Raw genomic sequence first — 23,550 nt, forward strand, 5'->3', positions numbered from 1 at the left:
CCTTCGTGCGTGAGTTCGCGTTCAAGTACGGCCGCGCCGACCGCGTGAGCCCGCTCATCCGCCGCGTCGTGGCCCAGAACCCGGGGCCCTTCACCTTCACCGGCACCGGCGCCCACATCGTGGGCTACGGCGAGGTGGCGGTCGTCGATCCCGGCCCGGACGACCCTCGCCAGATCGAGGCGATCCTGAAGGCCACGCGCGGCGAGCGGATCACCCACATCTTCGTCACTCACAACCACCTGGATCATTCCCCGGCGGCGCGGCCCCTGGCGGAGCGCACCGGGGCGGTGATCTACGCCGGCGCCACGCTGTGCCGCCCTTCCGGCGGCGGCGACCGGTTGGAAGCCGGCGACGACCTGGCGTTCCGCCCCGACGTGGCCCTGGCCGACGGGCAGTATTTCCACGGGCCCGGTTGGACGATCGAGGCGGTGGCGACCCCAGGCCATACCTCGAACCACTACGCCTTCGCGCTGCTGGAGGAGAACGCGCTCTTCCCCGGAGACTGCGTGATGGGCTGGTCCACCAGCGTGGTCAGCCCGCCCGACGGCGACATGGGGCTCTACATGCGCAGCCTGGAGCGGATCCGGGCGCGGCGCTACGAGGCCCTGTTCCCCGCCCACGGCCCGCCGATCCGACGCGTCGACAGCTTCCTGGCGGCGTACATCGTCCACCGCCGCCAGCGCGAGAAGCAGATCCTCGTGGCGCTGGAGACGGGCGGCCCGGCCACGGTGCGCCAGCTCGTCGCCAAGCTCTACGCCGATACCGACCGGCGCCTGCATCCGGCCGCGTGCCACTCGGTGCTGGCCCATCTGTTCGACCTCTATCGCCGCGGCGTCGTCGACCTGTCCGGCGAGGTCGGGATGAGCGGCCTCTGGCGGCCGCTCTTCATGCGCCACGTGGCGTGAGGCGATGCGCTCCGGGCATTTCAGCCGCCCGCGCGCGCGGGCCACGCTGAGGGTCTGTTCAGGACACAGGATCCAACCATGACGCTCACCGCCGCCCAGACCGCCTCCGCCCTCGCCCGTCCGCTGGACGGCCGCGTCGCCATCGTCACCGGCTCCACCAGCGGCATCGGCCTGGGCATCGCCGAGAGCCTCGCCGAACTGGGCGCGCGCATCGTGCTCAACGGTTTCGGCGACCCGCAGGAGATAGAACGCACGCGCGAGACGCTGTCGACGCTGCACGGCGTCGAGGTGATCTATTCGCCCGCCGACCTCTCCATGCCTGCGAAGATCTGCGAGATGGTGGCCTTCGCCCGCGACGTGCTGGGCCCCATCGACATCCTGGTGAACAACGCCGGCATCCAGCACGTCGCGCCGGTGACGGAGTTTCCGAACGCGAAGTGGGAAGCGATCCTTGCCGTGAACCTGTCGTCGGCGTTCTACGCGACCAAGGCCGTGCTGCCAGAGATGCTGGAGCGGGGCTTCGGGCGCATCGTCAACATCGCCTCGGCGCACGGCCTGGTCGCCTCGCCCTTCAAGTCGGCCTACGTGGCCGCGAAGCACGGTGTCGTCGGCCTGACCAAGACGGTCGCGTTGGAAACCGCCCGCATGGGCGTGACCTGCAACGCCATCTGTCCGGGCTACGTCTGGACGCCGCTGGTGGAGAAGCAGATCGCCGACCAGGCCCGCGCCCACATGATGACCGCCGAGCAGGTGATCACCGATGTCCTGCTCACCGCCCAACCCAACCGCAAGTTCGCGTCGGTGGAGGAGATCGGCGCCCTGACCGCCTTCCTCTGCGGCGAGCACGGCGCCTCGATCACCGGCGCGGCGTTGAGCGTCGACGGCGGCTGGACCGCCCACTGACATGGCCGCCGCCCGCCAGAAGGTCGTCATCGTCGGCGCAGGATTCGGCGGGCTGGCCGCCGCGCATGCGCTGGCCAAGACCGACGCCGACGTCACCCTCATCGACCGGCGAAACCACCACCTGTTCCAGCCGCTGTTGTACCAGGTGGCGACGGCCGGCCTTGCGCCCACCCAGATCGCCAGCCCGATCCGAATGATCCTGCGCCGCCACCGCAACCTGCACATCGAGCTGGACGAGGTCAGCGGAGTCGATCTGGAGGGACGCTGCGTGCTGCTGGGCGGCCGGCGGATCGCCTACGACCAACTGATCCTCGCGACCGGCGCGACCCACGCCTATTTCGGGCGCGACGACTGGGCGGCGCATGCGCCCGGCCTGAAGTCGCTGGAGGACGCCCTCGGCCTGCGACGGCGCGTGCTGCTCGCCCTGGAGTCGGCCGAGCTCGACATGGATCCCGCCGCCCGCGACCGCCTGCTCACCTTCGTGGTGGTGGGCGGCGGGCCGACGGGGGTCGAGCTGGCCGGCGCCATCGCGGAGCTCACGCGGCGGGCGCTGGCCTGCGACTTCCGCCGAATCCGCGGCCAGCGCGCCCGCATCCTGCTGATCGACGGCGGGCCACGGGTGCTGTCGACGTTCTGCCCCTCGCTGTCGGCCTATGCGAAGGCGGCGCTGGAGAAGCTGGGCGTCGAGCTGATGCTGGGCCGGCCGGTGGGCCACTGCGACGAGGGCGGCGTCACCGTCGGCGACCTGCGCATCGACGCGGCGAATGTGATCTGGGCGGCGGGGGTGCAGGCCTCGCCCGCCGGCCGTTGGCTGGAGGCCGAGACCGATCGCGCCGGCCGCGTGTTCGTGGAGAAGGATCTCACCCTGCCCGGCCGCTCCGAAGTGTTCCTCGTGGGCGACTGCGCCAGCGTGCGCGACGGGACGGGCGCCGCGGTTCCCGGCGTCGCGCCGGCCGCGAAGCAGGCCGGCGCCTACGCCGCGGCGGTGATCGCCGCCCGCATGGCGGGTCGCCCGGCGCCGGGGCCGTTCCGCTACCGCAACCTGGGCAGCCTCGCCACGATCGGCCGCCAGGCGGCGGTCGCCGACCTCGGGCGCATCAAGCTGACCGGCTTTCCGGCCTGGCTGTTCTGGTGCGCGGCCCACGTCTGGTTCCTGATTGGCTTCCGCAACCGGCTGCAGGTCGTGCTGGATTGGGTCTGGTCGTACCTCACGTTCGAGCGCGGCGCGCGTCTGGTCTTCGAGGCCGTGACGCGTGGGCGCGAACCCGCAATCCGTGTAGCTTCGCCGTCGGCGGAGGCGCGTATCGCCTAGTCGCCGCGCGTCCTGGCAAACTCCCGGGGGAACCCGCCATGGAAATGCAGCAGGTCCGCTATTTCCTCGCCCTGGCGAGGACGCTCAATTTCACGCGCGCGGCCGAACAGTCCAACGTCAGCCAGCCTGCCCTGACGCGCGCGATCCAGCAGCTCGAGCACGAGCTGGGCGGCCCCCTGTTCCATCGCGAGCGGCAGAACACGCACCTGTCCGAGCTGGGTCGGATGATGCTGCCCTACCTCGAACAGATCCATGCCCAGACGGAGGCCGCCAAGGCCCAGGCGCGCAGCGCCAAGAAGCTCGACAACGTCACCCTGCGGATCGGGGTGATGTGCACGATCGGGCCGCAGATGATCGCCGACCTGATCGTGAAGTTCAGGATGGCCCATCCCAACGTCGACCTGGAGGTCATCGAGGAGGGCTCCGCCGAACTGCAGGAGATGCTGTCGAAGGGCGAGCTCAATCTCGCCCTCTTCGGGCTGCCCGAGGCGCTGGACGTCCGCTTCCACGGCCTGCCGCTGTACAGCGAGCGCTTCGTGATCGCCCTGCCGGCCGACCATCCGCTGGCGGCGCAGAACGTCGTCACCTGCCGCGACACCCACGAGCAGCCGTACGTCAGCCGGGCCGACTGCGAGATCTTCGACCATGCCCGTCGCCAGCTCCGTGCGGCGGGCGTGCTCTGGAAGAAGGTCTTCTCGTCCGAGCGCGACGACTGGGTGCAGGGCATGATCAAGGCCGGCCTGGGCTTCGGGTTCTTTCCGGAACTCAGCGTGACGGACCCGGGCCTGGTGACGCGGCGACTGATCGACCCCGAGTTCACCCGCACCATCATGCTGGTGACCGTCCGCGGCCGCCCGCACTCCCCCGCCGTGGGCGCCTTCGTGCAGCAGGCGCGGGCCTTCAAGTGGCCGCCGGCGGCGATGGCCCCCGCGCCCTGCGATCCCGAGGACGAGCTGGAAGACGCCGGCTAGATCGCCGGCGCCAGTTCCCCCCGCGCGCCCGCGGTCGCCGGCCGGAGCGTCGCCGCCAGGCCTGCCGCCGCGACCAGTGAGCCCCCCACCACGACGACCGCCGCAGGCCAGCCCGCCCGGTCGTAGACCTGGCCGATCACCGCCGCGCCGGCGAGTCCGCCCAGGTAGTAGCTGGCGAGGTAGATCCCGCTGGCCGCCGCCCGGTCGCTGCGCGCGGCCCGCCCGACGAACCCGGTCGCGGTCGCCTGGGCGAAGAAGGTTCCGACGCCCACCATCGTGAGGCCGGCGATCACCGGCGCGACCGTGTCCGCCAGCAGCAGCGGCAGGCCGGCCACGGCCAGACCCAGGGAGGCGAAGAACGTCGGGCGCGGCCCGAAGCGGCTGGCGATGCGTCCAGCCAGGGGCGTGGTCACCATCGACGGCAGGAAGACGAAGTAGACCAAGCCAAGCGCCATTGGGCTCAACCGCAGCGGCGCCTCGGCCAGCACGAAGTTCACGTAGGTGAAGGCGCCCAGGAAGGCGAAGAGCACGCAGAAGCCGATACCGAAGCTGGCGACCAGGCAGCGGTTGCCGAAGTGCGCGGCGATGCGGGCCAGCGCCGGCCTCGGCGCCTGGCCGTCCGCGACACCCATGGCCGGGGCGTTTTGCAGCGTGAACCAGACCAGGGCCGCGCCCGCCAGATTGAGCAGGGCGAAGACGTAGAAGTTGAACGCGACGCCGGCCGCCGACGCGACGGCGGACGAGATCAGGCGCCCCACCAGGTTCGAGGCGACGTTCCCGGTGATGTAGGCCGCCAGGGCGGCGGCCGTCGCGGTGCCGGTGTTCTGCTCCGACAGGTAGGCCATGGTGAGGGTGAAGGCGGCGGACATGAAGACGCCCTGGGCGATCCGCAGGGCCGTGAAAGTCGCCAGGTCGGGGGCGTGCGCCAACAGGGTGGTCGGGATCGCCAGCAGGGCGAGACTGACCCAGATCCCGCCGCGGCGCGGCAGCCGGTGGCTGACCAGGGCGACGACGAGCCCCGCTGCGGCCATGCCGATCGTGGAGGCGTTGACTGCCACGCCCATGGCCGAACGCGGCACGGCGTACATGGCGGCCAGGGTCGGCAGGATGGCCTGGGCGGCGAACAGGTCGACGAGGGTGAGGAAGCCGATCAGGCCGATGACGGCGCGGCGGGCGGGGGCATTGGGGTCGGGTGTCATTCGAAAGGCTCCGGGCGCGAAAAAGGCGCACGGCGTCCGCAGACACCGCACGCCCTTCGAGAGGCCTGGGACTTGGGGGAGTGCAGGCCCTCTGGGACCCGCGGCGCGCCGGGCGGGGGATAGCGGCGCCGCGGGCATTGCTCACATGTGGTCGGCGGCCGCCGTCGTATCGGCGTCGTTCTTGATGTCGGCGGCGATCAGCACGGCGGGGACCTTGCCGTTGTTCTTCCACCAGTGGCTGACGCCCTTGACCTCGCGGGCCACGTCGCCGGCCTTGTGGTCGATGCCGACGGCGCAGTTCGAGGCGTATTCCGTGATCTGGCCCGAGACCGTCATGATCAGGGCCGGACGGTCGGTGTGGCTGTGCCAGGGCACGACACCGCCCGGCTGGACCACGAGACGGCGCAGGCGCAGGCGGCGGTTGTCGAGGCCGCCGATCTGGTCGCCGAGGCCCACGAAGGCGAGTTCGGTATCGGTGACCTTGGCCGGCATGGTCTCGCCCGACGTGCGGGCGTCGGGGCGCATCTGGGCGGCGGGGCATTCGCCGGCGGCCGCGGCGCCGGAAACGAAGAGGGCGGCGGCCAGCGAGGCCGTCGCGGTGAGGATCAGGGGGGTCTTCATCGGTATCTCTCTTGGGCGGTGTTCGATGGCCGGAACCTAGAGAGCGCCCCTCCAGCCCTGAATTCGCTTTAAGTTATCGCGGCCATGCGCCGGGCGTTCGCCGCCGGGATTACTGTCGAATCCTTCGCGCGCGCGAGACGCTCGCCGCCATGCAGCGGGCGCATCGTGGAATTAGCCAGCGGACATTTCCGCTGGACCTGCGGGCCTGGGACAAGGGCGGCATGAAGACCACCGCCAAGACCTCTTCCGCTCTCGACAAGGCCAAGCTGGGCCAGGTCGTCCTGGTGTTCCAGGGCGGCGGGGCGCTGGGCGCCTACCAGGCCGGCGTCTACCAGGCGCTGCAGGAGGCCGGCGTCGAGCCCGACTGGGTGATCGGCACCTCGATCGGCGCGATCAACGCGGCCCTGATCGCCGGCAACGAACCCGCGCGGCGCCTGGAGCGGATGCGCGAATTCTGGGACCGCATGACCCATTCCCGCGCCGTGCAGTTCGCCGGGATGCTGCCCGGGATGGGCGCCCTGATGGCCAACGCCATGACCGTGGCGAACGGGCTGGAGGCGTTCTTCCGTCCGAACCCTTGGGCCTTCCTTGGCATGCAGACGCCGCTCGGCTCGGAGCTGGCCGGCTACTATTCGACCGATCCCCTGGAGAAGACCCTGGGCCAGCTCGTCGACGCCCAGTTGCTGAACGCAGGGCGCCCGCGGCTGACCGTCGGCGCCGCCAACGTCCAGACCGGCCAGATGCGCTACTTCGACAGCCGCGAGGACGTTCTGACCGTGCGCCACGTCATGGCCTCGGGCGCCCTGCCCCCCGCCTTCCCCGCCGTCCGCATCGACGGCGAACTCTACTGGGACGGCGGCATCCTCTCGAACACGCCGGTGGAGGCGGTCTTCGACGACAAGCCGCGCCGCTCGGGCGTGGTCTTCGCGGTCCACATGTGGGCGCCCAACGGCCCCGAGCCCGACAGTATCTGGAGCGTGCTCTCGCGCCAGAAGGACCTGCAGTATTCGAGCCGCGCGATCACCCACATCGCCCGGCAGAAGCAGATCCACAAGCTGCGCCATGTCATCGCGATGCTGGCCGACAAGTTGCCGCCCGAGACGCGCGCCACCAACGAGGCGCGGGAGCTGGCCGCCTATGGCTGCCCGACCCAGATGCACGTGATCCGCCTGCTGGCGCCGCCGCTCGCCGGCGAGGACCATGCCAAGGACATCGACTTCTCGCCGCTCGGCATCCGCTCCCGTTGGGAAGCCGGCTACGCCCACACGGCGCGGGTGCTGGCCCAGGCGCCCTGGACCACCTGCGTCGACCCGATGGAGGGGATCATCCTCCACGAGGCGGACGCGGGCCGGATGACCGAAGAATCCCTCCCCCAAACCGATCAAGGAGCCCCCGCATGACCCGCTTTCCCCACCACGCGCTTCGCGCCGTCGCGATCGGCGTCAGCCTGAGCATCACCGCCGTGGCCGTCGCCGCCGTCGCCGAGCCGGCCGCCGCGGCCGAGACCGCCCAGGGCGTCGTCCGCGTTCCGAGCGCATACGGGTTCGACGACACGGTCGCCCGCATCAAGGCCGACATCTCGGCCAAGGGCATCCGCTTCTTCACTGAGATCGACCAGGCCGACCTCGCCAAGGGCGCGGACATCCCGTTGCGGCCGTCCAAGCTGCTGATCTTCGGCAATCCGCCGCTGGGCGCCCAGTTCCTGACGTCCAACCCGTATGCGGGCCTCGACTGGCCGGTGCGGATCCTGGTGACCCAGGATGCGGCCGGGAAGGTCTGGGTGGCCTACACGGACTTCGCCTGGATCGCCGACCGCTACGAGATCCGCGACCGGCAGGCCCAGATCAAGATGGCCTCGGACGTCGCCGGCTCGATCGCCGGGAGCGTTGCGGGTCGCTAGGATGCCAGACCGGAGCGCAGGCCTTCAACCGGCTCCGGGGCGGCGCACCAGTTCGTCCGAAGCCTGGGCGGCGAGGGTTTCCGCTTCCGCCGCCGGCACGCCCAGCCCCCGCAGGATCAGGGCGCACATCTGCTGCGACAGGCTCACGGCGGCGCTGACGTCGGGATTGCGGCAGGTCCGCGCGAGGGCCGCCTGGGAGACCCCAGTCACGTAGAGAACGCCAGCCTCGACCGTGGCGATCACGAACCGCCCGGCGGCCAGGCCGGCGGAGACGTCGGCCGCGACGCCGCGGTTCATCGGCTCGTCGGTTCGCGCAAAGCCGCTCTGGATCCGTACCAGAACCTTGGCGCGCTGCGGCTCGTCGACGGCATAGCGCTGGTAGACACAGACCGCGCGGGCCACGCGGCGCGCCGGGTCCGTCACATCGGCGTTCACGGCGCCGACCCGCCGCTCCAGCGCTTCGCGGATCTCGTAGACGACGGCCTTCACCAGGGCTTCGCGGTCGGCGAAGTGGTTGTAGAAACTGCCCTTGGCCACCTCGGCGGCCTGGACGATGTCGTCGATCGCGACCGCGTCCACCGGGCGTTCGGCGAACAGCGCGCGGCCGGCGCGGATCAGGGCCTCGCGGGTCCTGGCCCCTCGTCCCGACTTCGCGGCGGGGGGCGATCGGTCGGGCGAGGTTTCGGTCATTTGATCTCGAAGGTCAGGCGGTCTCGGCGCGCAGGCGCATCTCCTCGCCGATGGTAGGCGCGATTCCCGGCCGCGCCAGCATCCGCTGCTGGAAGGCGTCCAGGTGGGGCAACGCCGGCAGCCCCGGGACCGTGGCCCGCCAGAGGCAGAACACCAGCAGGTAGAGATCGACCACGCTGAACGCGCCCAACATCGTGTCCTGCCCCGCCAGGCGCGCGTCCAGCGCGTGAAGCGCCGCCGCAAGCTGGGCGACATAGGCTTCGCGGGCGCAGGCGAACTCGGGCTTGAGCAACCCACCGTAGGCGCCGTGGATGCTGGTGGCGAGATGGCCCAGCCAGGCCTGGGCCTCGGCGCGCGCGAACGTGCCGGGCGACGGCATCAGACGCCGGTCGGGCGCTAGGTCGGCGATGTAGGGCAGGATCGCGGAGGATTCGGTCAGGACGCCTTCGGGCGTCTCCAGGGCGGGAACCTGGCCGCGCGGATTGATGGCCCGGTAGGCCTCGCCGCGCTGTTCGCCGCGCGTGGTGTGGACGAAGACGATCTCGTGCTCCAACCCGGCCTCCATCAGGGCCAGGCGCGAGGCGAGGGAACAGGCCAGGGGCGCGTGGTGCAGGCGCAGCATTGGGGATCTCTCAGGCGGTGACGAGAAGGGGTTTTCGCCAGGCGGCGACGAGAGCGGCCGCCTTGCCCGCGCCGAACACGTAACGGTCGGGCCGGACCAGGACCGCAGGCGCGCCATGGCCTTCGAGCCATGCGGCCAGCCCCTCGCGGTGGCCGGCCAGGCGCGGATCGTCGAGGGCGACGACGGCGAGCCCCGGGACCGCCGTGACCGGCTCGCGCGAGATCAGCCAGGCGCCGGGCCCCAGCAGGTCGTCCAGCCCCCGCCCCTCGGCCCAGGTCTGCAGGAAGCGTTCGCCCGCGGCAGGGGCGCCAGCCAGGATGTGCCCGGCGACGAGCGGCGGCGGCGGCCGATTGGGGACGCTCCGGTCGCCCGCCAGCATCTCGGCGTCCCGCCGCGCCGCCGCCTCGCGGTCAAGGGTGCAGACCACCCGGCCCATGCCGATGGCCAGTTCGATATAGGCGCGCACGTGCGGCTCGCGCTCGGCCTGATAAGTGTCGAGGAGCTCCTGGTTCGCGCCCTCCAGCACCGCGATCAGCTTCCACGCCAGGTTGGCGGCGTCGCGCAGGCCGGAGCACATCCCCTGCCCCGCGAAGGGCGGCATCTGGTGCGCGGAATCCCCGGCGAGCAGCACGTGGCCGTCCCGCCAGCGCGCGGCGACCAGGCCGTGGAAGCGGTACACGGCGCGCCGCTCAAGCTCGACCGGCCCACAGTCCCAAGTCGCGATCAGCGGCTGGATGAAGCTGTCGTCCAGGACGGCGACAGGATCCTCGCCCGGCCGCAGCATGAATTCCCAGCGGTGCCGGCCCGGCCCCATCAGGACACAGGTCGTGGGCCGTTCGGGATCGCAGATCTGAAGGTTCACGTCCGGGGTCCGGGCGTACTCGTCGACCTTGGCGTCCACCACCAGCCACGGCTCGTCGAAGCCGTAGTCGAAGAGCTGTCCCCCCATGGCCGCCCGGACGGCGCTGGTCGCGCCGTCGCAGCCCACCAACCAGCGGGCGCGCACGACCTGCGCGCCATCCGGCCCGTCGAGGGTCACGCGAACACCGTCGCCGTCCGGCGTGTAGTTCACGAAACGCCAGCCGATCCGGACCTCCACCGACGGGGTCTTCGCGAGCTTCGCGCGCAAGGCGTGCTCCAGCCCCGGCTGGTGGAACATGTAGCCCGACTGCCATCCCGAGGCCGCCTTCGCCGAAGGCCCGTCGAAGCGCATCAGCAGCCGGCCGTCGGCGGCGCGGAATTCATAGGCCGGCGCCGGGCGGGCGTGACGGCCCACCTCCTCGGCGACGCCCAATTGCTGGAAGATGCGCATCGCCTCGTCGTCGAAGTGGGCGGCGCGCGGCAGCGGATAGACCTCGGGATCCTTCTCCACCGCCAGGGTCTTCACGCCGGCGTCGCCCAGCAGCGCCGCTAGGGCGGCTCCGACGGGTCCCAGGCCCACGATCAGGACATCGACGTCCATCAGCGGGCCTCCTGGACACAGGGGTTCTCGATGGCGCCGAGGCCGTCGATCTCGACGCGGACGCGGTCGCCGTCCCTCAGGAACCGGGGCGGCTTCATCGCCGCGCCGACGCCGCCGGGCGTGCCGGTGAAGATCAGGTCGCCGGGTTCGAGAGTCATGGCCTGGCTGAGGTGGGCGACCTGGTCCCAGACGTCGAAGACCAGGTGTCGCGTGTTCGACTCCTGGCGCAGCTCGCCGTTGACGAAGCCGCGGATGGCCAGGGCGTGGGGGTCGGCGACCTCATCGGCCGTGGTGATCCAGGGGCCGAACGGCGCGTGGGTGTCGAACGACTTGCCCAGGGTCCATTGGGGCGTGCGGTGCTGCCAGGCCCGTTCGGTGGCGTCGTTGCCGACGCAGTAGCCGAAGATCGCCCCCGCCGCGGCGTCGCGGCCGATGTAGCGGCCGCCGGCGCCGACCACGGCCACCATCTCGGCCTCGTAGTCGACGTAGCCGCCGGCCGGGATCGAGATGGCGTCGAACGGCCCGTTGGCGGAGGTGGAGGCCTTGGCGAACCAGACCTGGTTGTCAGGCCGCGCCATGCCGCTCTCTTCGATGTGGTCGGCGTAGTTGAGGCCGATCGCGAAGATCTTGCCCGGGCGGGCGATGGGCGCAAGCAGGCGTACGTCGCTGAAGGCGAGCGCATGATCGCCCGCCTCGGCGACCGCGCGCACCTCGCGCTGGATCATAGGCCAGGCGGCGATGAGCCCGATCATGTCCGCGGCCAGTTGCGGCCGGGCGCGCGAGAGCGAGACGATGCGTTCCGGACCGCCGGCGCCGGTCTGCACGAGGCCGAGTTCTGGCGGCCCGCCCGCGGTGAAGGTGGCGAGTTTCATGTGGTTCTACCGATCGGATCTGGTCAGCCCATGGTGGGCGGCGCGGCGGGCCCCCACTGCACGGCCATCAGGTCCTGCAGCGTGGCGGTGTTGGAGGGATCCGAGGCGGTGAAGAGATCGCCGTCGGTCCAGTGTTCCAGCGTGTGGCCCCAGGGGTCGCGCCAGTAGTCGAAGACCTGACTGCCCAGGATGTGGCGTCCCACGCCCCACTCCTGCGTGCGCCCGGCGGCCTTCAGGCGATCGTGGCCGGCCATGAGATCGTCGATGTCGGCCACCTCGAAGGCGGCGTGGTTGAAGCCGGGGCCCCTGGGCGACTGCACCAGGAACAGGGTGTGGTGATCCGTGGGCGTGTCGCCGCGGTCGCATCGCAGGAACGCGCCGATGGAGAACTCCGGGGTCAGCGCGATCTCGTCCGAGGTGATGAAGCCGAAGCGCTCCTTCCACCAGCGCTCCGACGCGCGGAAGTCCGAGACGTTCAGCACGCAATGGCCCAGACGCACGACGTGCGCCCCCTCGCCGGTCCGCTTGGTTGCGCGCAGGCGCTTGCGGCCCGCCGCGCCGTTCCACGGCGGACGCGTGGGCAGGGGCAGTTCGGCCGCCGGCGTCTGCCCCGCCACCACCTCGACCCGATGGCCGTCGGGATCGGCCAGCACGACGACATGTCCGCCGCCCGGGGCTTCCAAGGGCTGGACCTCCACACCCTCGGCTTTCGCCAGGACGTGCAGGTCGTCCACCGTGGCGGCGCGCAAGCCGAGGCCGGCGAAGCCGGGCTCACCCTGCTCGGTCACGTGTACGAAGGGCGAAGGGCCGGCGCCGCGAGCATAGAGCCGGCCGCCGGCGACATGGCGCTCCGGGAAGCCGAAGTCGGCCAGGAAGGCGTCCATCTCGCTCAGATCCGGGGCCCGGAAGCGGACGAAGGCGACGTCCTCGATCTTGATAAGGCTTGAAGTGACCATTTGGTCATTCTTCCGGCTGCGCAGCTTTTGCGCAATCCAGGGCGGCCTCACAATTGTGTGACCACTTGGTCATATACGGCGGCGCGCCGCAACAGTCAGTGGGCCCGCTTGCTTTTTCTGACTATCTAGTACATTAGTGACTCATTCGTCATTTTCTCCGCTATGACCCAGCCCAGCCCCCAGCGTCCCGACCGCCGCCGCGTCCGCACCCGCGCCGCCCTCCTGCGCGCCGGCCAGGAGTTGTTCGCCGCCCGCTCGGTGGATGGGGTTTCGATCGACGACATCGTCGGCGCCGCCGACGTGGCGAAGGGCAGCTTCTACAATCACTTCCCCGACAAGGACGCGCTGGCTCGCACGCTCGCGGACGAGGCCCGCCGCCAGGTGGAGGCGCTGGCCGCTCACATGGGCGCCGGCGTCGACGACCCGGCGGAGCGGGTGGCGCGGGCGCTCTGCGGCTTCACGCGGCAGGCGGCCGAACAGCCCGAGGCGGCGCGCCTCGGCTCGCGCCTTTTCCAAGGCGCCGCCATACCCGACCTGCCGATGGACCGCGGCGTGCGCGCCGACATCCAGGCCGGCCTGCAAAGCGGGCGCTTTCGCGGTCTTTCGCTCGAAGCCGGCGTGCTGATGGCCGTCGGGGTCGTGCAGATCGCCGTGGCCCGCGCGCTCGACACCAGCGCATCGGGCCCGCCCTCCGAACTGGCGCGCGAGCTGGGCTTCGGCCTTTTGCGCGGCCTCGGCCTGGACCCGCCGTCCGCCGCCGCCGTGTCCGTCAGCGCCGCCGACACGGTCTTCGGCCTTCCCGCCCTTCCGGCCTGACCGGCCGCGCTCCAGGAGCCTTCGCATGCGCGTCACCAAGGTCGTCATCACGCTCTACGGCCTGCTGTTCGCGGCCATGGGGCTCGGCTTTTGGGCGGCGCCCGAGCGCCTGGCCCCGCGCTTCGGGCTCGACCTGCTGGGCTTGGGCGGCCTGGCCACGGCTCGCGCCGACCTGGGCGGCGCCTTCATCGCCCTGTCGCTGCTCTGCCTGGTCGGGCTCTACGCCCGCCGGCGCGGCCTGCTGGTGGCCGCAGCGGTCGCGATGGCCGCCATCGTGGTCGGAAGGCTGCTGGCGTTCGCCCTCAGCGGGGAACTGGCGGGCCCGCCCGGCTCGCTGCTGATCGAGGCCGGCGCCCTGATCGCGCTCGTCCTGCACGTGCGCGGCCTTCCGCGCGGGGACGACGCGAAGGGCTCGCTCCGGGGGCTCGCGGTGGCCGCCCTGGTGGTCGCGGCCGCGGGCGGGCTGCTGGCGTTCGCCGCGCATAACCCGAAGGTCCAGGACGGACTCTTCCTGCAGGCGGCCCAGCACAACATCCGCCGCGACAATACCGCCCTGCTCGGAGACGACGCACTGCGCGTGGCGCTCTGCGGCACCTCGGCGCCCCTGCCCAGCCCGACGCGCGCCAAGGCCTGCGTCGCGGTCATGGCGGGCGGCAAGATGTACATCGTCGATTCCGGACCTGAATCGACCAAGAACCTGATGCTCTGGGGAGTGCCGCTTCAGAAGACCGCTGGGGTCTTCCTCACGCACTTCCACTCCGACCACATCGGCGACCTTGGCGAACTGAACCTGCAGACCTGGGTGGCCGGCCGGCCGGCGCAGATGGCCGTCTACGGCGGGCCGGGCGTCGAGCAGGTGGTCGCCGGCTTCAACACCGCCTACGGCCTGGACGAAGGCTATCGCACGGCCCACCACACCGCCGCCCTGATGCCGCCCGCCACCTCGCAGATGGCGGCCCATCCTATCGTCATGACGGGGCCGCAGCCGCGCAGGGCGGTCGTCTACGACGACGGCGCCATGAAGATCACTGCGATCGAGACCAACCACGCGCCGGTCTCGCCGGCCTACGCCTACCGCTTCGACTACCGCGGCCGATCGGCGGTGGTCACCGGCGACACCACGGCCGATCCGCGCCTGATCGTCGGCGCGCAGGGCGCCGACGTGCTGTTCTCGGAGGCGATGAACCGGCAGATGGTGCGCGCGATGGAGGGGGTCGCCCGCGAGGCCGGGCGGCCTCGGATCGCCCACATCATGGCCGACATCCAGAGCTACCACATCGCCCCGACCGAGGCGGCGGACGTGGCGAACAAGGCCGGGGTCAAGCTGCTGGTCTTCTACCACCTGATCCCGCCGCCGGATAACTTCGTCCTCCGGAGCATGTTCGCCCGCGGTGTCGATTCCGCGCGGCGGGGCGAGTGGGATCTGGCCGAGGACGGCGCGCTCTACACGTTGCCGATCGGCTCGAAGGAGGTCCGCATCGGACGCGTGCCTCAGTAAAGACGATAGCCCAACCTGCCACGAGCGTTCCGCGCGCCGGCGGCGGGCGGCGGCCGCACCTTCCACGGAGGCGACCCAGGACGCCGGGTCGCGGGGCCATCCTCTAGGCGCAGGCGCCAATGTGTGCGACAGGCGCTCTTGAGAGCCGAGTTCGAGCCCACACCTAGGACAAGATGAAACAGTTCCTGATCACGGCCGCCGGGGTCTTCGCGGGCCTGGTGATCTTCCTGATCGGCGTGCCTATCGTCCTGATCGGCATGGCGATGTCGGCGGCCGGCCCCTCCCCCATCCCGTCCAAGACCGTCCTCGAACTCGACCTGCGCCAGCCGCTGACCGACCAGGCGCCGCACAACCCGCTGTGGGGCATCGGCCGCAACTCCACGTCGGTCATGTCGATCATCGAGACCCTGCGCCGCGCCGAAGGCGACGACCGGGTGAAGGGCCTGCTTGTCCGGCTGCCGGAGAGCGGGCTGGAGCCGGGCATGGCCGACGAGATCCGCTTGGCGTTCAACCACTTCCGCGCCGCCGGCAAGCCGATCTACGCCCACAGCCAGGGGCTCTACCCCGCCGGCATCGGCACCACGACCTACATGCTGGGCCGCGCGTCCGACCAGCTCTGGATGCAGCCGGGAGCCTCGCTGCAGGTCACCGGCGTCGCCAGCGAAGACCTCTTCTTCAAGCGCTTCTTCGACAAGTACGGCGTCGTCCCGCAGTACGAGCAGCGCTACGAGTACAAGAACGCGGTCAACGGCTACCTCTACTCCGACTACACGCCGGCCCATAAGCAGGCGACGCTGTCGTGGATGGGCTCGGTCTATGCGTCGAACCTGGCGTTCGCGGCCGCCGACCGGAAGGCCGATCCCGCCGTCCTGCGGCGCACGCTGGAGGCCGGTCCCTACCTCGCGGAGGACGCGCTGCGGCTGCAGCTCGTCGATCACCTGGGACAGGTGCGCGAGGCCGAACAGGCGCTGCTGGACAAGGCGGGCGACGGCGCCCGTTCCATCGACTTCGACGATTACGCCGACAACCGCGACCGCGGCGCCCGGACGGGTGGGAGCGCCATCGCGCTGATCGAGGCCGAGGGGCCGATCGTCACAGGCAAGGACCAGGGCTCGAACCCGTTCACCGGCGGGGCGACTATCTATTCCGACGACTTGGCCGACGCCATCGTGCGCGCCGCCAAGTCCGATTCCATCAAGGCCATCGTGCTGCGGGTGAACTCGCCCGGCGGGTCGGACACGGCCTCGGAGCAGATCCTGGACGCCGTCCGCTACGCCAAGTCCAAGGGCAAGCCGGTGGTGGTCTCCATGAGCACCTACGCCGCCTCGGGCGGCTACTGGATCAGCTCGGAAGCGTCGGCCATCGTCGCCCAGCCCACGACCCTGACCGGCTCGATCGGCGTCTTCGGCGGCAAGTTCGCCCTGGGTCCGGCGCTCGCGAAGTTCGGTGTCGATGTGCGAGAAACCGGCGTGGGCGGCCCGTACGCCGGCGCCTTCGGCATCGGCCAGCCCTTCACGCCCGAGCAGCGCGCGGCGTTCTCGGGCTGGATGGACCGCATCTACGGCGAGTTCATCACCCGCGTGGCGCGCGGCCGCAACCTGTCGCCCGATCGGGTGCGTGAGATCGCCAAGGGCCGCGTCTGGACCGGCGCCCAGGCCAAGGCCCTGGGCCTGGTCGACGAGGTGGGCGGCTTCTACCAGGCGGTCGACAAGGCCAAGCAGCTCGCCAAGCTGGGCGGCGACGTGCCGATCCGCCGTTTGACGCCGCAGGAAGGCGCGTTCGAGGCCCTGCAAAACGCCCTCGGCGTGTCGGCCACCTCGGCGCGCTCGCTGGCCGCCGCCGCCTGGGTGTTCGGCGATCCGCGCGCCCAGTCGATCCTGGACAGCGTCGCCGAGGCCAAGCTGCGCAGCGGCAATGGCGGAGCCGTCCTGGCGCCCACGCCGATCCACTGAGACTCCGGCGGACGCTCCTCGTCAGCGCTGAAGCGCGGGCGCGCCGGGCGGCGGTCCGGCGCTGCGGATCCGCTGGAAGATCACTTCCCGACGGCCGAAGTCGAGCGTGACTTCGTCGAAGTGGCGCAGCACGTCCACGCCGACCAGCATGGCCGGCTTGTCGTCGAGCCCCCACAGGCTGAAGATGTGCAGCGGCGCGAACGCGGCCCGGATGTTGTTCAGGCCCATGCCGCCCAGCCGAAGGCGCGGCAGGGGTCCGAGCAGCGCCGGCGAGGTCTGGCCGGTGGCGCTGATGAGCTGGGTCTGCGTCATCCGCTGAACCAGGTCTGGCCGCTCGCGGACCAGGTGGTCGCGCAGCGCCTCGTTTCCACAGGTGATCTGGGCGCCCGAATCCAGGAACGCGCGCACCGGCACGCCGGCCACGTCGGCGTCGAAGATGACCAGCTGGCCCGAGCGGTACTGCGCCGGCACCGTGATCCCCCGCGACGGATCGGGTATTCGAGTGCCGCCGGTTCCGCCCAGTTGCTGGATCGCGGCGCCGCGGCCGGACGGGCCGATCTCGAAGGTGTTGCTGCGGAAGTTCAACCGCATGCGCCGGTTCTTCAGCACGTCGATGCCGAGCAGGCCGTCGGCGCCCAGGCTAGCCTTCGGCAGCACGGGCAGGCTGAGGTTGGCGGAGCGTACGAGGCCGACTTTCAGCAGCGGCGCCTTCACCAGCGGCGCGGGCTGGGTCCCGACGATGCCATGCACGGGCGCGACGCCGTCGCTGGCCAGGCCGCAGCGCTGGGCCGTCTCGACCGAGATCACGGTGCGGTTCGCCCCGGTGTCGACCACGAACTGGAACGGGCCCCGCTGCCCCAGCCGCACCGGCACGGTCATGCGCCGCGCATCATCGAAGGCGGTCTCCAGGCGCGTGCCAGTTGCCGGCGCCTCGGGTGGCTGGAGGTCGGTCAGGTTAATCGACACCAGCGGCTCACGCACCGGCGGCCTCGTCGCGCACGCACTGGCAAGCCCGCCGACGAACAGGGTCTGCAGCGCATGCCGCCGGTCGAAGGTCATTCCGGGTCGTAGCCGTATTCGGCGACCCATGGGGCCAGTGTCGGTAGCGCCGGCGCGAGTTGCTCCCGATAGCGGCGCCAGGCCCCGACGCCCTCGGCGCTGAGGCCGCGCGAGAGCTGCGCGCCGCTGGGCGTCGCCACCGCCCGATCGCGCGCCTTGTCGGCGAAGTTGCGCATCGAGTCGGCCCAGGGCAGGCCCAGGAAATCGACCACCTCGCCGACCGCCTTGTCGAAGTCGGCGACGAGACCCTCGTGGCGCACGACGAGCGTCCGCGGCCCCATGGCGGGCCCCAGCTTGTCGGCCAGCCGCATGGCGGCGTCGTAGTAGCCCGCCGCGCCCGGCAGGGTCAGGAGCTGGTAGGCCGAGCCGCTCATGGCGAAGCGGCGGCGATAGCAGCTCAGCACCACGTCGCGCGGGTCGCGGCGGGCGAACAGGATCTTCGCGTCCGGGAACAGCTTGAGGATCAGCGGCAGGCGGAAGGTGTGCAGCGGGTGCTTGTCGACGAAGACCTTGCCGGCGGGGTTCGCGCCATTCGCCCGCACCCGCTCCCAATAGGCCGCGCGCAGCGGCGCGAGCTCGGCCTCGCTGGCCCTCGCCAGGCGCGCCAGGTCGGAGGGCTGCATCTGGAACGCCCGTTGGGCGTCGACCAACGTCTCGCGCTCCTCGAGCGCCTCGACGTCCGGATGGCTGGCCAGCACCTGTTCGAGCAGCGTGGTGCCCGAGCGCGGGAAACCCAGCAGGAAGACGTGGGTCTTCGGCCCGTCGCCGGGCGCTTGCGCCGGGCTGGAGGTCCAGGCGTCAGGCGGGATCTGGTCCAGCTCGGCGATCATGGCGCGGGCGAAGTCCAGCGCGCTCGCGCCCTGGCCATGGACCGGCGCATAGGCCCGCCACAGGCCCATGTTGCAGGCGGCATAGGCCGCGAAGGCCTCGGCCGGCAGGTCCATGGTGTCCAGCACGTCGCCGAGTTGCCCCTGGGCCAGCGCCCGCTGGTGCGGCGTGAGGCGCTCATCGCCGACGAGCAGTTCGAGCCGGCCCTTGGCGCGCTCGCCGTGCCCCTCGGCGGCGTCGGCGGCGGCCAGCACCATGACCGCGTCGGGGAAGTTGGGCTCAGCCTCCAGCACCGCCTCGGCGAGGGGGCGAGCTTGCGCATGGGCGCCGCGGCGGCTGAGGAGGTTGGCGAGGCCCTGCGTCGCGCCCAGGTTCTCGGGCTCCAGTTCCAGCGCGCGGTTGTACGCGGCCTCGGCCTCCTTGAGCCGGCCCATGGCCTCCAGTGTCGCGCCGCGGGCGCAGTGGGCGCCGGCGAACTCCGGCTGCAGGGCGATGACGCTCTCGAAAGCGGCCAGCGCCTCCGGGTGGCGCTCGAGGCGGCTCAGCACCAGGCCCAGGGCGTTGCGCGCCCCGAGGTCCTGCGGCGCGATCTCGACGGCGCGGCCCAGGACGGCGAGGGCGTCCTCGAACCGGCCCTCCTGCTCGGCCTTCAGCGCCGCCAGGTTCAGCACCATCGGATGGAACAGCCCGTCCTTGAACGCCTCCTCCGCCATGGCGGCCGCACGGGGGAAGTCGCGGGTCTGGGCGGCTGCCTGGATCGCCTGCAGGCGGGCCCGGTCGGCTTCGGGGTTGCGCCCGGCGGGCGCGGCGGGCTTCGCCTGCGGCGCCGGCGTGTAGCCGACCTTCACGTTGATCTGTCCGACCTTCCACTGGCTCAAGTGACGCCGCCTCCACACGAAAACCCGGCGCCTAGCCTAGCAGGGGCGGCCGCGCAACGCGCGCCTGGATCGATGCAAGCTATGGATGGCGCGACAGAACCGGGCCGAGGGCGGCCTTCAGCGGCTCCAGCCAGGGTTCGAACCGCCGCCAATGGTCGGTCGCGTCGGAAAAGATCGGCCGCCGCACCTGCTCGGAGCTCGCCGTGCGGACAGCCCGCGTGTTCTCGTGGAATCGCAGGCAGGCGTCTTCCCAGGGAAGCCCGCAATAGGCCAGCAGGGCGCTTGTCTCGCCCTCGAGGTCGGCCACCAGCCGTTCGTACATCACCCGGTGGACGCGGCCGGGCAGCGCGTCGTCGAAATGGTCCATCAGCTCGACGTAGTCGGCGTAGTAGCGGCCGATGTCGGTCAGGTCATAGGTGAACGGTTGCCCGGCGGCGAAGTGCTGCTTGAAGCCCGAGAAGCAGCAGCCCAGCGGGTGGCGGCGGACGTCGACGATCTTCGCATTGGGCAGCGCGAGCTGGATCAGCCCGACGTGGGCGAAGTTGTTGGGCAGCTTGTCGATGAAGAACGGACGGGCGGTCTTCCGATGCGCCTGCGCCCGCGCCAGGTATTCCTCGCCGATGGCCCGGAACTCCTCGGGCGCCAGCGCCGCCAGCACGTCGGGATAGGCGCCCTCGGACGGTCGGCGCGCCGGGCCGGCCAGCCGCGCCGCGAGGGCCGGCATGTAGTCCAGTTCCTGCGTCCCCTCCACCTGACTGTGGGTCGCCAGGATCTGCTCCACCAGTGTGGACCCGGAGCGCGGCAGGCCGACGATGAAGATCGGGTCGGGCTGAGGCGCGCCCTGCCCCGCCCGGGCGGCGAAGAAGCCGCGGCCCAGCAGGACCTTGGTGCGGCGCATCTGAGCGGTGGTCTCGTCGGCGTCATAGTCGAGCCGAGCCCGCTGGATGGCGTTGCCGCGAGCGTAGTGCTCGAAGGCCTCGGCGTCTCGTCCAGCATCCTCGTGGGCCTTGCCGAGCGCGAAGTGCAATTGCAGGCGATCGGAGGCGATCAGGTCGTCGCGGCCCAGCGCGGCCTCCATCGCCGCCACGTCCGCGGCGTCGAACCTGACGGTCTTAAGGTTGGCAAGGCTCCACCAGGCCTCCCCCTGTCTTGGATCCAGGGCCAGGCATCGGCGGTAGGCTTCAACCGCCTCAGCCTGGCGGCCCAGGGTCTTCAGCACGTGGCCGTAGCTCATCCAGCTCAGCGCCTGGTCGGGGTGGAGCGCCAGGACCGCCGCATAGGCCTCGGCGGCGGCGGCCTCTTCACCAAGCCGCAGCAGGGAGGAGGCGCGAAGGTGGCGGTAGAGCGCGTTGTCCGGCTTGGCGGCGATCAGGCGATCGGCCTCGCGCAACGCGTCGCCGACGCGGTCCATCCAGGTCAGCGCCATGGCCCGCGCATAGCGAGCCGGCGTGAGGTCGGGCGCGAGCTCCAGGCAACGGGCCAGCAGCCGTTCGGCCTCGGCGTTGCGGCCGCCGCGGGAGGCGACGTCGCCGGCCAGCCACAGCGCGAGCGGGTCGTTCGGCCGCCGCGCGAGAAGCGCTTGCAGGATCGCGTAGGCCTCGGCCGGGCGGCCGGCCACGAGGGCCTCGGCGGCGCGCGCCAGCTCGGGATCCGAAACGGCGGCCCGCATCTGCCGCGCATAGGCCTGGTCGGCGGCCGCCACGTCGCCCGCCAAGCGCAGCCGGTCGCCCTCCGCGCCCCAGCGCGCGACGGCGGCGGGATCGGCGAGGACCGCGCCCGTCGGGCGCGCGGCGGGCGCGGAGCCGCCGATGCGGACGCTGTACGGGCCGGTGTTCCAGGTGTTCACGCCGCGAACCTAGCAGCCGCGCGGGCAAAAAGAATGGGGCGGCGGATTGCTCCGCCGCCCCAGCCTTCAGTCTTGAGACGCGATCGTCGACTTAGAAGTCGGCGGTCAGGCCGATGAACAGGTAACGGCCGAAGGCGTCGTAGATTTGCGGCCAGGTGTTGCCGTTGCAGGGGCCGGTCGGGCAGTTCGACGAGCCGTTCAGCGGCGGGTCCTTGTCGAAGATGTTGTTCACGCCAGCCCGGAAGTTCAGGTTGTCGCGCATCGTCCACGAGGCCGTCAGGTCGAAGTAGTCGCGGGCGCCAAGGGTCTTGTCGGTGGCGTACTGCAGACCCGGGTTGTTGAGCTGCGGGTCGTTCGAGTACGCGTCCAGCTTCACCTTGTTGAAGTGGCGCCATTGCAGGCTGAAGGACACGTCCTTCACCCAGTCGCCGTATTCGAACGGCGTGGTCCACGTGACGCGGGCCTTGTGACGCCATTCGGGGTTCGGCGACGACAGACCACCCGAGACCGAGCAGATCGTGCCGTAGTAGCCGGCGCAGTTGAAGAAGTCGTCGCCCGGCAGGTTCTGGATCGACAGGTCGTCCAGCCAGGTGCCGACGAAGTTGAACGCCAGGCCACCGCCGTTTGCGATGCCGAAGTTCTCGAGGTCGGTACGGTAGCCGACGTTGAAGTCGATGCCCTTCGTGCGCAGGGCGCCGGTGTTCAGCGTGGTGTCGGTCACGTAGCCCTGGTTCGACAGCCACAGCGAACCGGCGGCGTCACGATGGACGAGACCGCAGAAGGTCGGGTCCAGGGTGTTGATGCAGCGGTTGATGATGGTGTCGGCGCCGATGCCCGAGATGAAGTCCTTCACCTTGATCTCGAACCAGTCGGCCGAGAAGTTGAAGCCGGGCAGGAACGACGGCTGGTAGACGAAGCCGACGGTCCAGGTGTCGGCCTTTTCCGGATCCAGGTTCGGGTTACCGCCGGTCAGACCGTTGTATTGGTTGGCCGGGTTCTTTTCGATCGCGACCACCTGGGCGGCGGTCAGGCCGAACGCCTGGGCGCAGCGGGCGACCAGCGGGTTCGAGGCGGCGAGACCCGCGCAGGGGTCTTGCGTGCCGTCGAGCACGACGTTCTGCGGCGAGAACAGCTCGAGGACGTGCGGCGCGCGGACGGCGCGGTTGTAGCCGCCGCGGATGCGCAGGCCGTCGATCGGCTCCCAGTCACCGGCGATCTTGTACGTCGTGGTGGTGCCGATGGACGAGTAGTCCGAGTAGCGGAAGGCCAGTTCCAGCGTCAGGTTCTTGGCGAAGGCCATGTCCTGGACGATCGGAACGCGGGTTTCGCCGAACACTTCGTACACGTCGAACGAGCCGTTCACCGGCGGCGAGGCGCCGCCCGAGCCGTTGAGCTGGCCCGACGAGGAGATGTAGTCGGCGGCGTAGTCGAGTTGTTCACGACGGTATTCCGCGCCGATCGACACACCCACGCCGTCGTTGGCCCACGGCGACTTCACGCCGTAGTCGGTGAGGTCACCGCCCAGCGAGAAGTTCACGATGCGCTCGAACAGGTTGCCCTGCTGGGTCGAGGGGGTTTCGAGGTAGTCGAGCTGCTGGCGGGTGACGCCGCCCAGCGAGAAGATGTTGTAGGGCACGCAGGCCGGATCCGTGCCGTTCACCTTCGACACGCAGGTCGGGGTGCCGCCGACGGACACGACGTTCAGGGCGTTCTGAATGGCCGACGTGCGGAAGAAGCCCGTCTGCACCTGGCTGAACGACACGCGGCCGTACTGCATCGCGAAGTCGTAGTTCCAGTTGTCGTTCAGGTCGCCGCGAACGCCGACCACGTAGCGATACTGCTGGTGCTGCGTCCGGCCCTGGCGGCCGCCGCCTTCGACGTTACGACGCGAGACCGTGCCGGTGAACGTGCCGGCCGGGTTGGTGGCGCAGGTGCCGCCGCCCGACGCCGCCGTGGCGGCAAGGAGGCCCTTCTGCTGAGCCGACAGCAGCGGGTTGGCGCAGTTGATCGAGAACGTGCCGGCGAAGATGCCGCCCGGCGCGATCTGGTAGGTCGACGTGTCGTCCATGAACATCACGTCGGCGTAGGCCGTGGCCCAGTCGTTGATCTCGTAGTTGGCGAACGCGCCCAGCACGTAGCGGTCGTCGGGGCGCTGGTAATAGTTCGACGGACCGAAGTTGTACGTGTCGGTCGCGGCGTTGCGGGCGCGGAAGGTGTTGCCCGGGCCGGCCGGGTCGACGACGAAGCTGCCGACGCGCGC

General features: G+C 70.9%; 20 protein-coding genes. 9 read left to right on the top strand and 11 right to left on the bottom strand.

The genetic code is table 11. The features are described 5' to 3' along the window. The 4 genes from Q0L11_RS18080 to Q0L11_RS18095 all read left to right on the top strand — a co-directional run. On the top strand, window positions 1–905 hold a 905-nt coding region (locus Q0L11_RS18080; RefSeq protein WP_296599077.1), incomplete at its 5' end, for an MBL fold metallo-hydrolase. 78 nt (window positions 906–983) lie between these two features. Further along, entirely contained in the window at window positions 984–1,808 is an 825-nt protein-coding gene (locus Q0L11_RS18085; RefSeq protein ID WP_296599078.1) for a 3-hydroxybutyrate dehydrogenase, read from the top strand. Window position 1,809: 1 nt separating this feature from the next. After that, window positions 1,810–3,120, top strand: a complete 1,311-nt coding sequence (locus tag Q0L11_RS18090) for an NAD(P)/FAD-dependent oxidoreductase (protein ID WP_296599079.1) — start codon at window positions 1,810–1,812, stop codon at window positions 3,118–3,120. Between the two features lie 38 nt (window positions 3,121–3,158). Beyond that, window positions 3,159–4,091, top strand: a complete 933-nt coding sequence (locus Q0L11_RS18095; protein WP_296599080.1) for a LysR family transcriptional regulator — start codon at window positions 3,159–3,161, stop codon at window positions 4,089–4,091. Here Q0L11_RS18095 and Q0L11_RS18100 read toward each other — a convergent pair. After that, on the bottom strand, window positions 4,088–5,290 hold the full coding sequence (locus Q0L11_RS18100; protein ID WP_296599082.1) for an MFS transporter: 1,203 nt from the start codon (window positions 5,288–5,290) through the stop codon (window positions 4,088–4,090). The two genes, Q0L11_RS18095 and Q0L11_RS18100, sit on opposite strands and share 4 nt — an antisense overlap. A 141-nt stretch (window positions 5,291–5,431) precedes the next feature. Next, window positions 5,432–5,911 carry a cupin domain-containing protein gene (locus Q0L11_RS18105; RefSeq protein ID WP_296599084.1) on the bottom strand — a complete coding sequence of 160 codons (480 nt, stop codon included), beginning with the start codon at window positions 5,909–5,911 and terminating at the stop codon, window positions 5,432–5,434. A gap of 149 nt (window positions 5,912–6,060) precedes the next feature. Between Q0L11_RS18105 and Q0L11_RS18110 the strand changes: the two genes are divergently transcribed. Next, window positions 6,061–7,311: a patatin-like phospholipase family protein gene (locus Q0L11_RS18110; protein ID WP_296599086.1), complete on the top strand. Its 1,251-nt coding sequence runs from the start codon at window positions 6,061–6,063 to the stop codon at window positions 7,309–7,311. Further along, window positions 7,308–7,811, top strand: a complete 504-nt coding sequence (locus Q0L11_RS18115; protein ID WP_296599088.1) for a DUF302 domain-containing protein — start codon at window positions 7,308–7,310, stop codon at window positions 7,809–7,811. Before Q0L11_RS18110 ends, Q0L11_RS18115 begins: the two co-directional genes overlap by 4 nt. Window positions 7,812–7,835: 24 nt before the next feature. Here Q0L11_RS18115 and Q0L11_RS18120 read toward each other — a convergent pair whose 3' ends face one another. From Q0L11_RS18120 to Q0L11_RS18140, 5 genes are read right to left on the bottom strand one after another with little or no spacing between them, the layout of a single operon-like run. Next, window positions 7,836–8,501 (bottom strand): TetR/AcrR family transcriptional regulator, encoded by a 666-nt coding sequence (locus Q0L11_RS18120; RefSeq protein WP_296599089.1) that lies wholly within the window; start codon window positions 8,499–8,501, stop codon window positions 7,836–7,838. Window positions 8,502–8,514: 13 nt separating this feature from the next. Continuing rightward, complete coding sequence (locus Q0L11_RS18125) at window positions 8,515–9,123, bottom strand: glutathione S-transferase N-terminal domain-containing protein (protein WP_296599090.1); 609 nt, start codon at window positions 9,121–9,123, stop codon at window positions 8,515–8,517. Between the two features lie 10 nt (window positions 9,124–9,133). Continuing rightward, entirely contained in the window at window positions 9,134–10,585 is a 1,452-nt protein-coding gene (locus Q0L11_RS18130) for a bifunctional 3-(3-hydroxy-phenyl)propionate/3-hydroxycinnamic acid hydroxylase (RefSeq protein ID WP_296599091.1), read from the bottom strand. Beyond that, window positions 10,585–11,457: a fumarylacetoacetate hydrolase family protein gene (locus Q0L11_RS18135; RefSeq protein ID WP_296599092.1), complete on the bottom strand. Its 873-nt coding sequence runs from the start codon at window positions 11,455–11,457 to the stop codon at window positions 10,585–10,587. Before Q0L11_RS18135 ends, Q0L11_RS18130 begins: the two co-directional genes overlap by 1 nt. A gap of 23 nt (window positions 11,458–11,480) precedes the next feature. After that, complete coding sequence (locus Q0L11_RS18140; RefSeq protein WP_296599093.1) at window positions 11,481–12,413, bottom strand: VOC family protein; 933 nt, start codon at window positions 12,411–12,413, stop codon at window positions 11,481–11,483. 162 nt (window positions 12,414–12,575) lie between these two features. On the opposite strand from Q0L11_RS18140, the gene Q0L11_RS18145 reads away from it, so the two are divergent. The 3 genes from Q0L11_RS18145 (at window position 12,576) to sppA (ending at window position 16,679) form a co-directional block, all read left to right on the top strand. After that, window positions 12,576–13,229 carry a TetR/AcrR family transcriptional regulator gene (locus Q0L11_RS18145; RefSeq protein ID WP_296599095.1) on the top strand — a complete coding sequence of 218 codons (654 nt, stop codon included), beginning with the start codon at window positions 12,576–12,578 and terminating at the stop codon, window positions 13,227–13,229. Between the two features lie 25 nt (window positions 13,230–13,254). Then, entirely contained in the window at window positions 13,255–14,727 is a 1,473-nt protein-coding gene (locus Q0L11_RS18150) for an MBL fold metallo-hydrolase (protein ID WP_296599096.1), read from the top strand. Between the two features lie 173 nt (window positions 14,728–14,900). After that, the gene (gene sppA, locus Q0L11_RS18155; RefSeq protein WP_296599098.1) at window positions 14,901–16,679 is read left to right on the top strand and encodes a signal peptide peptidase SppA; all 1,779 of its coding nucleotides are present in this window, start codon (window positions 14,901–14,903) and stop codon (window positions 16,677–16,679) included. A 21-nt stretch (window positions 16,680–16,700) separates the two neighbouring features. Here sppA and Q0L11_RS18160 read toward each other — a convergent pair whose 3' ends face one another. The 4 genes from Q0L11_RS18160 to Q0L11_RS18175 form a co-directional block, all read right to left on the bottom strand. Beyond that, entirely contained in the window at window positions 16,701–17,738 is a 1,038-nt protein-coding gene (locus Q0L11_RS18160) for a retropepsin-like aspartic protease (protein WP_296599100.1), read from the bottom strand. Next, window positions 17,735–19,444, bottom strand: a complete 1,710-nt coding sequence (locus Q0L11_RS18165; protein WP_296599104.1) for a tetratricopeptide repeat-containing sulfotransferase family protein — start codon at window positions 19,442–19,444, stop codon at window positions 17,735–17,737. Before Q0L11_RS18165 ends, Q0L11_RS18160 begins: the two co-directional genes overlap by 4 nt. Window positions 19,445–19,523: 79 nt before the next feature. Continuing rightward, a complete protein-coding gene (locus Q0L11_RS18170) occupies window positions 19,524–21,290 on the bottom strand; it encodes a sulfotransferase (RefSeq protein WP_296599106.1) in 1,767 nt (588 codons plus the stop codon). Window positions 21,291–21,381: 91 nt separating this feature from the next. Next, the coding region (locus Q0L11_RS18175; protein ID WP_296599107.1) for a TonB-dependent receptor at window positions 21,382–23,550 on the bottom strand (2,169 nt) is incomplete at its 5' end.

Source organism: Phenylobacterium sp. (assembly GCF_024508875.1).
Taxonomy (GTDB): Bacteria; Pseudomonadota; Alphaproteobacteria; order Caulobacterales; family Caulobacteraceae; genus Phenylobacterium.

Excerpts from the sequence above, each read along its gene's own strand:
- Q0L11_RS18105 (WP_296599084.1), bottom strand. The coding sequence starts at position 5,911 with ATGAAGACCCCCCTGATCCTCACCGCGACGGCCTCGCTGGCCGCCGCC.
- Q0L11_RS18145 (WP_296599095.1), top strand. The coding sequence starts at position 12,576 with ATGACCCAGCCCAGCCCCCAGCGTCCCGACCGCCGCCGCGTCCGCACC.
- Q0L11_RS18095 (WP_296599080.1), top strand. The coding sequence starts at position 3,159 with ATGGAAATGCAGCAGGTCCGCTATTTCCTCGCCCTGGCGAGGACGCTC.
- Q0L11_RS18130 (WP_296599091.1), bottom strand. The coding sequence starts at position 10,585 with ATGGACGTCGATGTCCTGATCGTGGGCCTGGGACCCGTCGGAGCCGCC.
- Q0L11_RS18125 (WP_296599090.1), bottom strand. The coding sequence starts at position 9,123 with ATGCTGCGCCTGCACCACGCGCCCCTGGCCTGTTCCCTCGCCTCGCGC.
- Q0L11_RS18120 (WP_296599089.1), bottom strand. The coding sequence starts at position 8,501 with ATGACCGAAACCTCGCCCGACCGATCGCCCCCCGCCGCGAAGTCGGGA.
- Q0L11_RS18100 (WP_296599082.1), bottom strand. The coding sequence starts at position 5,290 with ATGACACCCGACCCCAATGCCCCCGCCCGCCGCGCCGTCATCGGCCTG.
- Q0L11_RS18110 (WP_296599086.1), top strand. The coding sequence starts at position 6,061 with ATGCAGCGGGCGCATCGTGGAATTAGCCAGCGGACATTTCCGCTGGAC.
- sppA (WP_296599098.1), top strand. The coding sequence starts at position 14,901 with ATGAAACAGTTCCTGATCACGGCCGCCGGGGTCTTCGCGGGCCTGGTG.
- Q0L11_RS18135 (WP_296599092.1), bottom strand. The coding sequence starts at position 11,457 with ATGAAACTCGCCACCTTCACCGCGGGCGGGCCGCCAGAACTCGGCCTC.
- Q0L11_RS18115 (WP_296599088.1), top strand. The coding sequence starts at position 7,308 with ATGACCCGCTTTCCCCACCACGCGCTTCGCGCCGTCGCGATCGGCGTC.
- Q0L11_RS18085 (WP_296599078.1), top strand. The coding sequence starts at position 984 with ATGACGCTCACCGCCGCCCAGACCGCCTCCGCCCTCGCCCGTCCGCTG.
- Q0L11_RS18150 (WP_296599096.1), top strand. The coding sequence starts at position 13,255 with ATGCGCGTCACCAAGGTCGTCATCACGCTCTACGGCCTGCTGTTCGCG.
- Q0L11_RS18090 (WP_296599079.1), top strand. The coding sequence starts at position 1,810 with ATGGCCGCCGCCCGCCAGAAGGTCGTCATCGTCGGCGCAGGATTCGGC.
- Q0L11_RS18140 (WP_296599093.1), bottom strand. The coding sequence starts at position 12,413 with ATGGTCACTTCAAGCCTTATCAAGATCGAGGACGTCGCCTTCGTCCGC.
- Q0L11_RS18160 (WP_296599100.1), bottom strand. The coding sequence starts at position 17,738 with ATGACCTTCGACCGGCGGCATGCGCTGCAGACCCTGTTCGTCGGCGGG.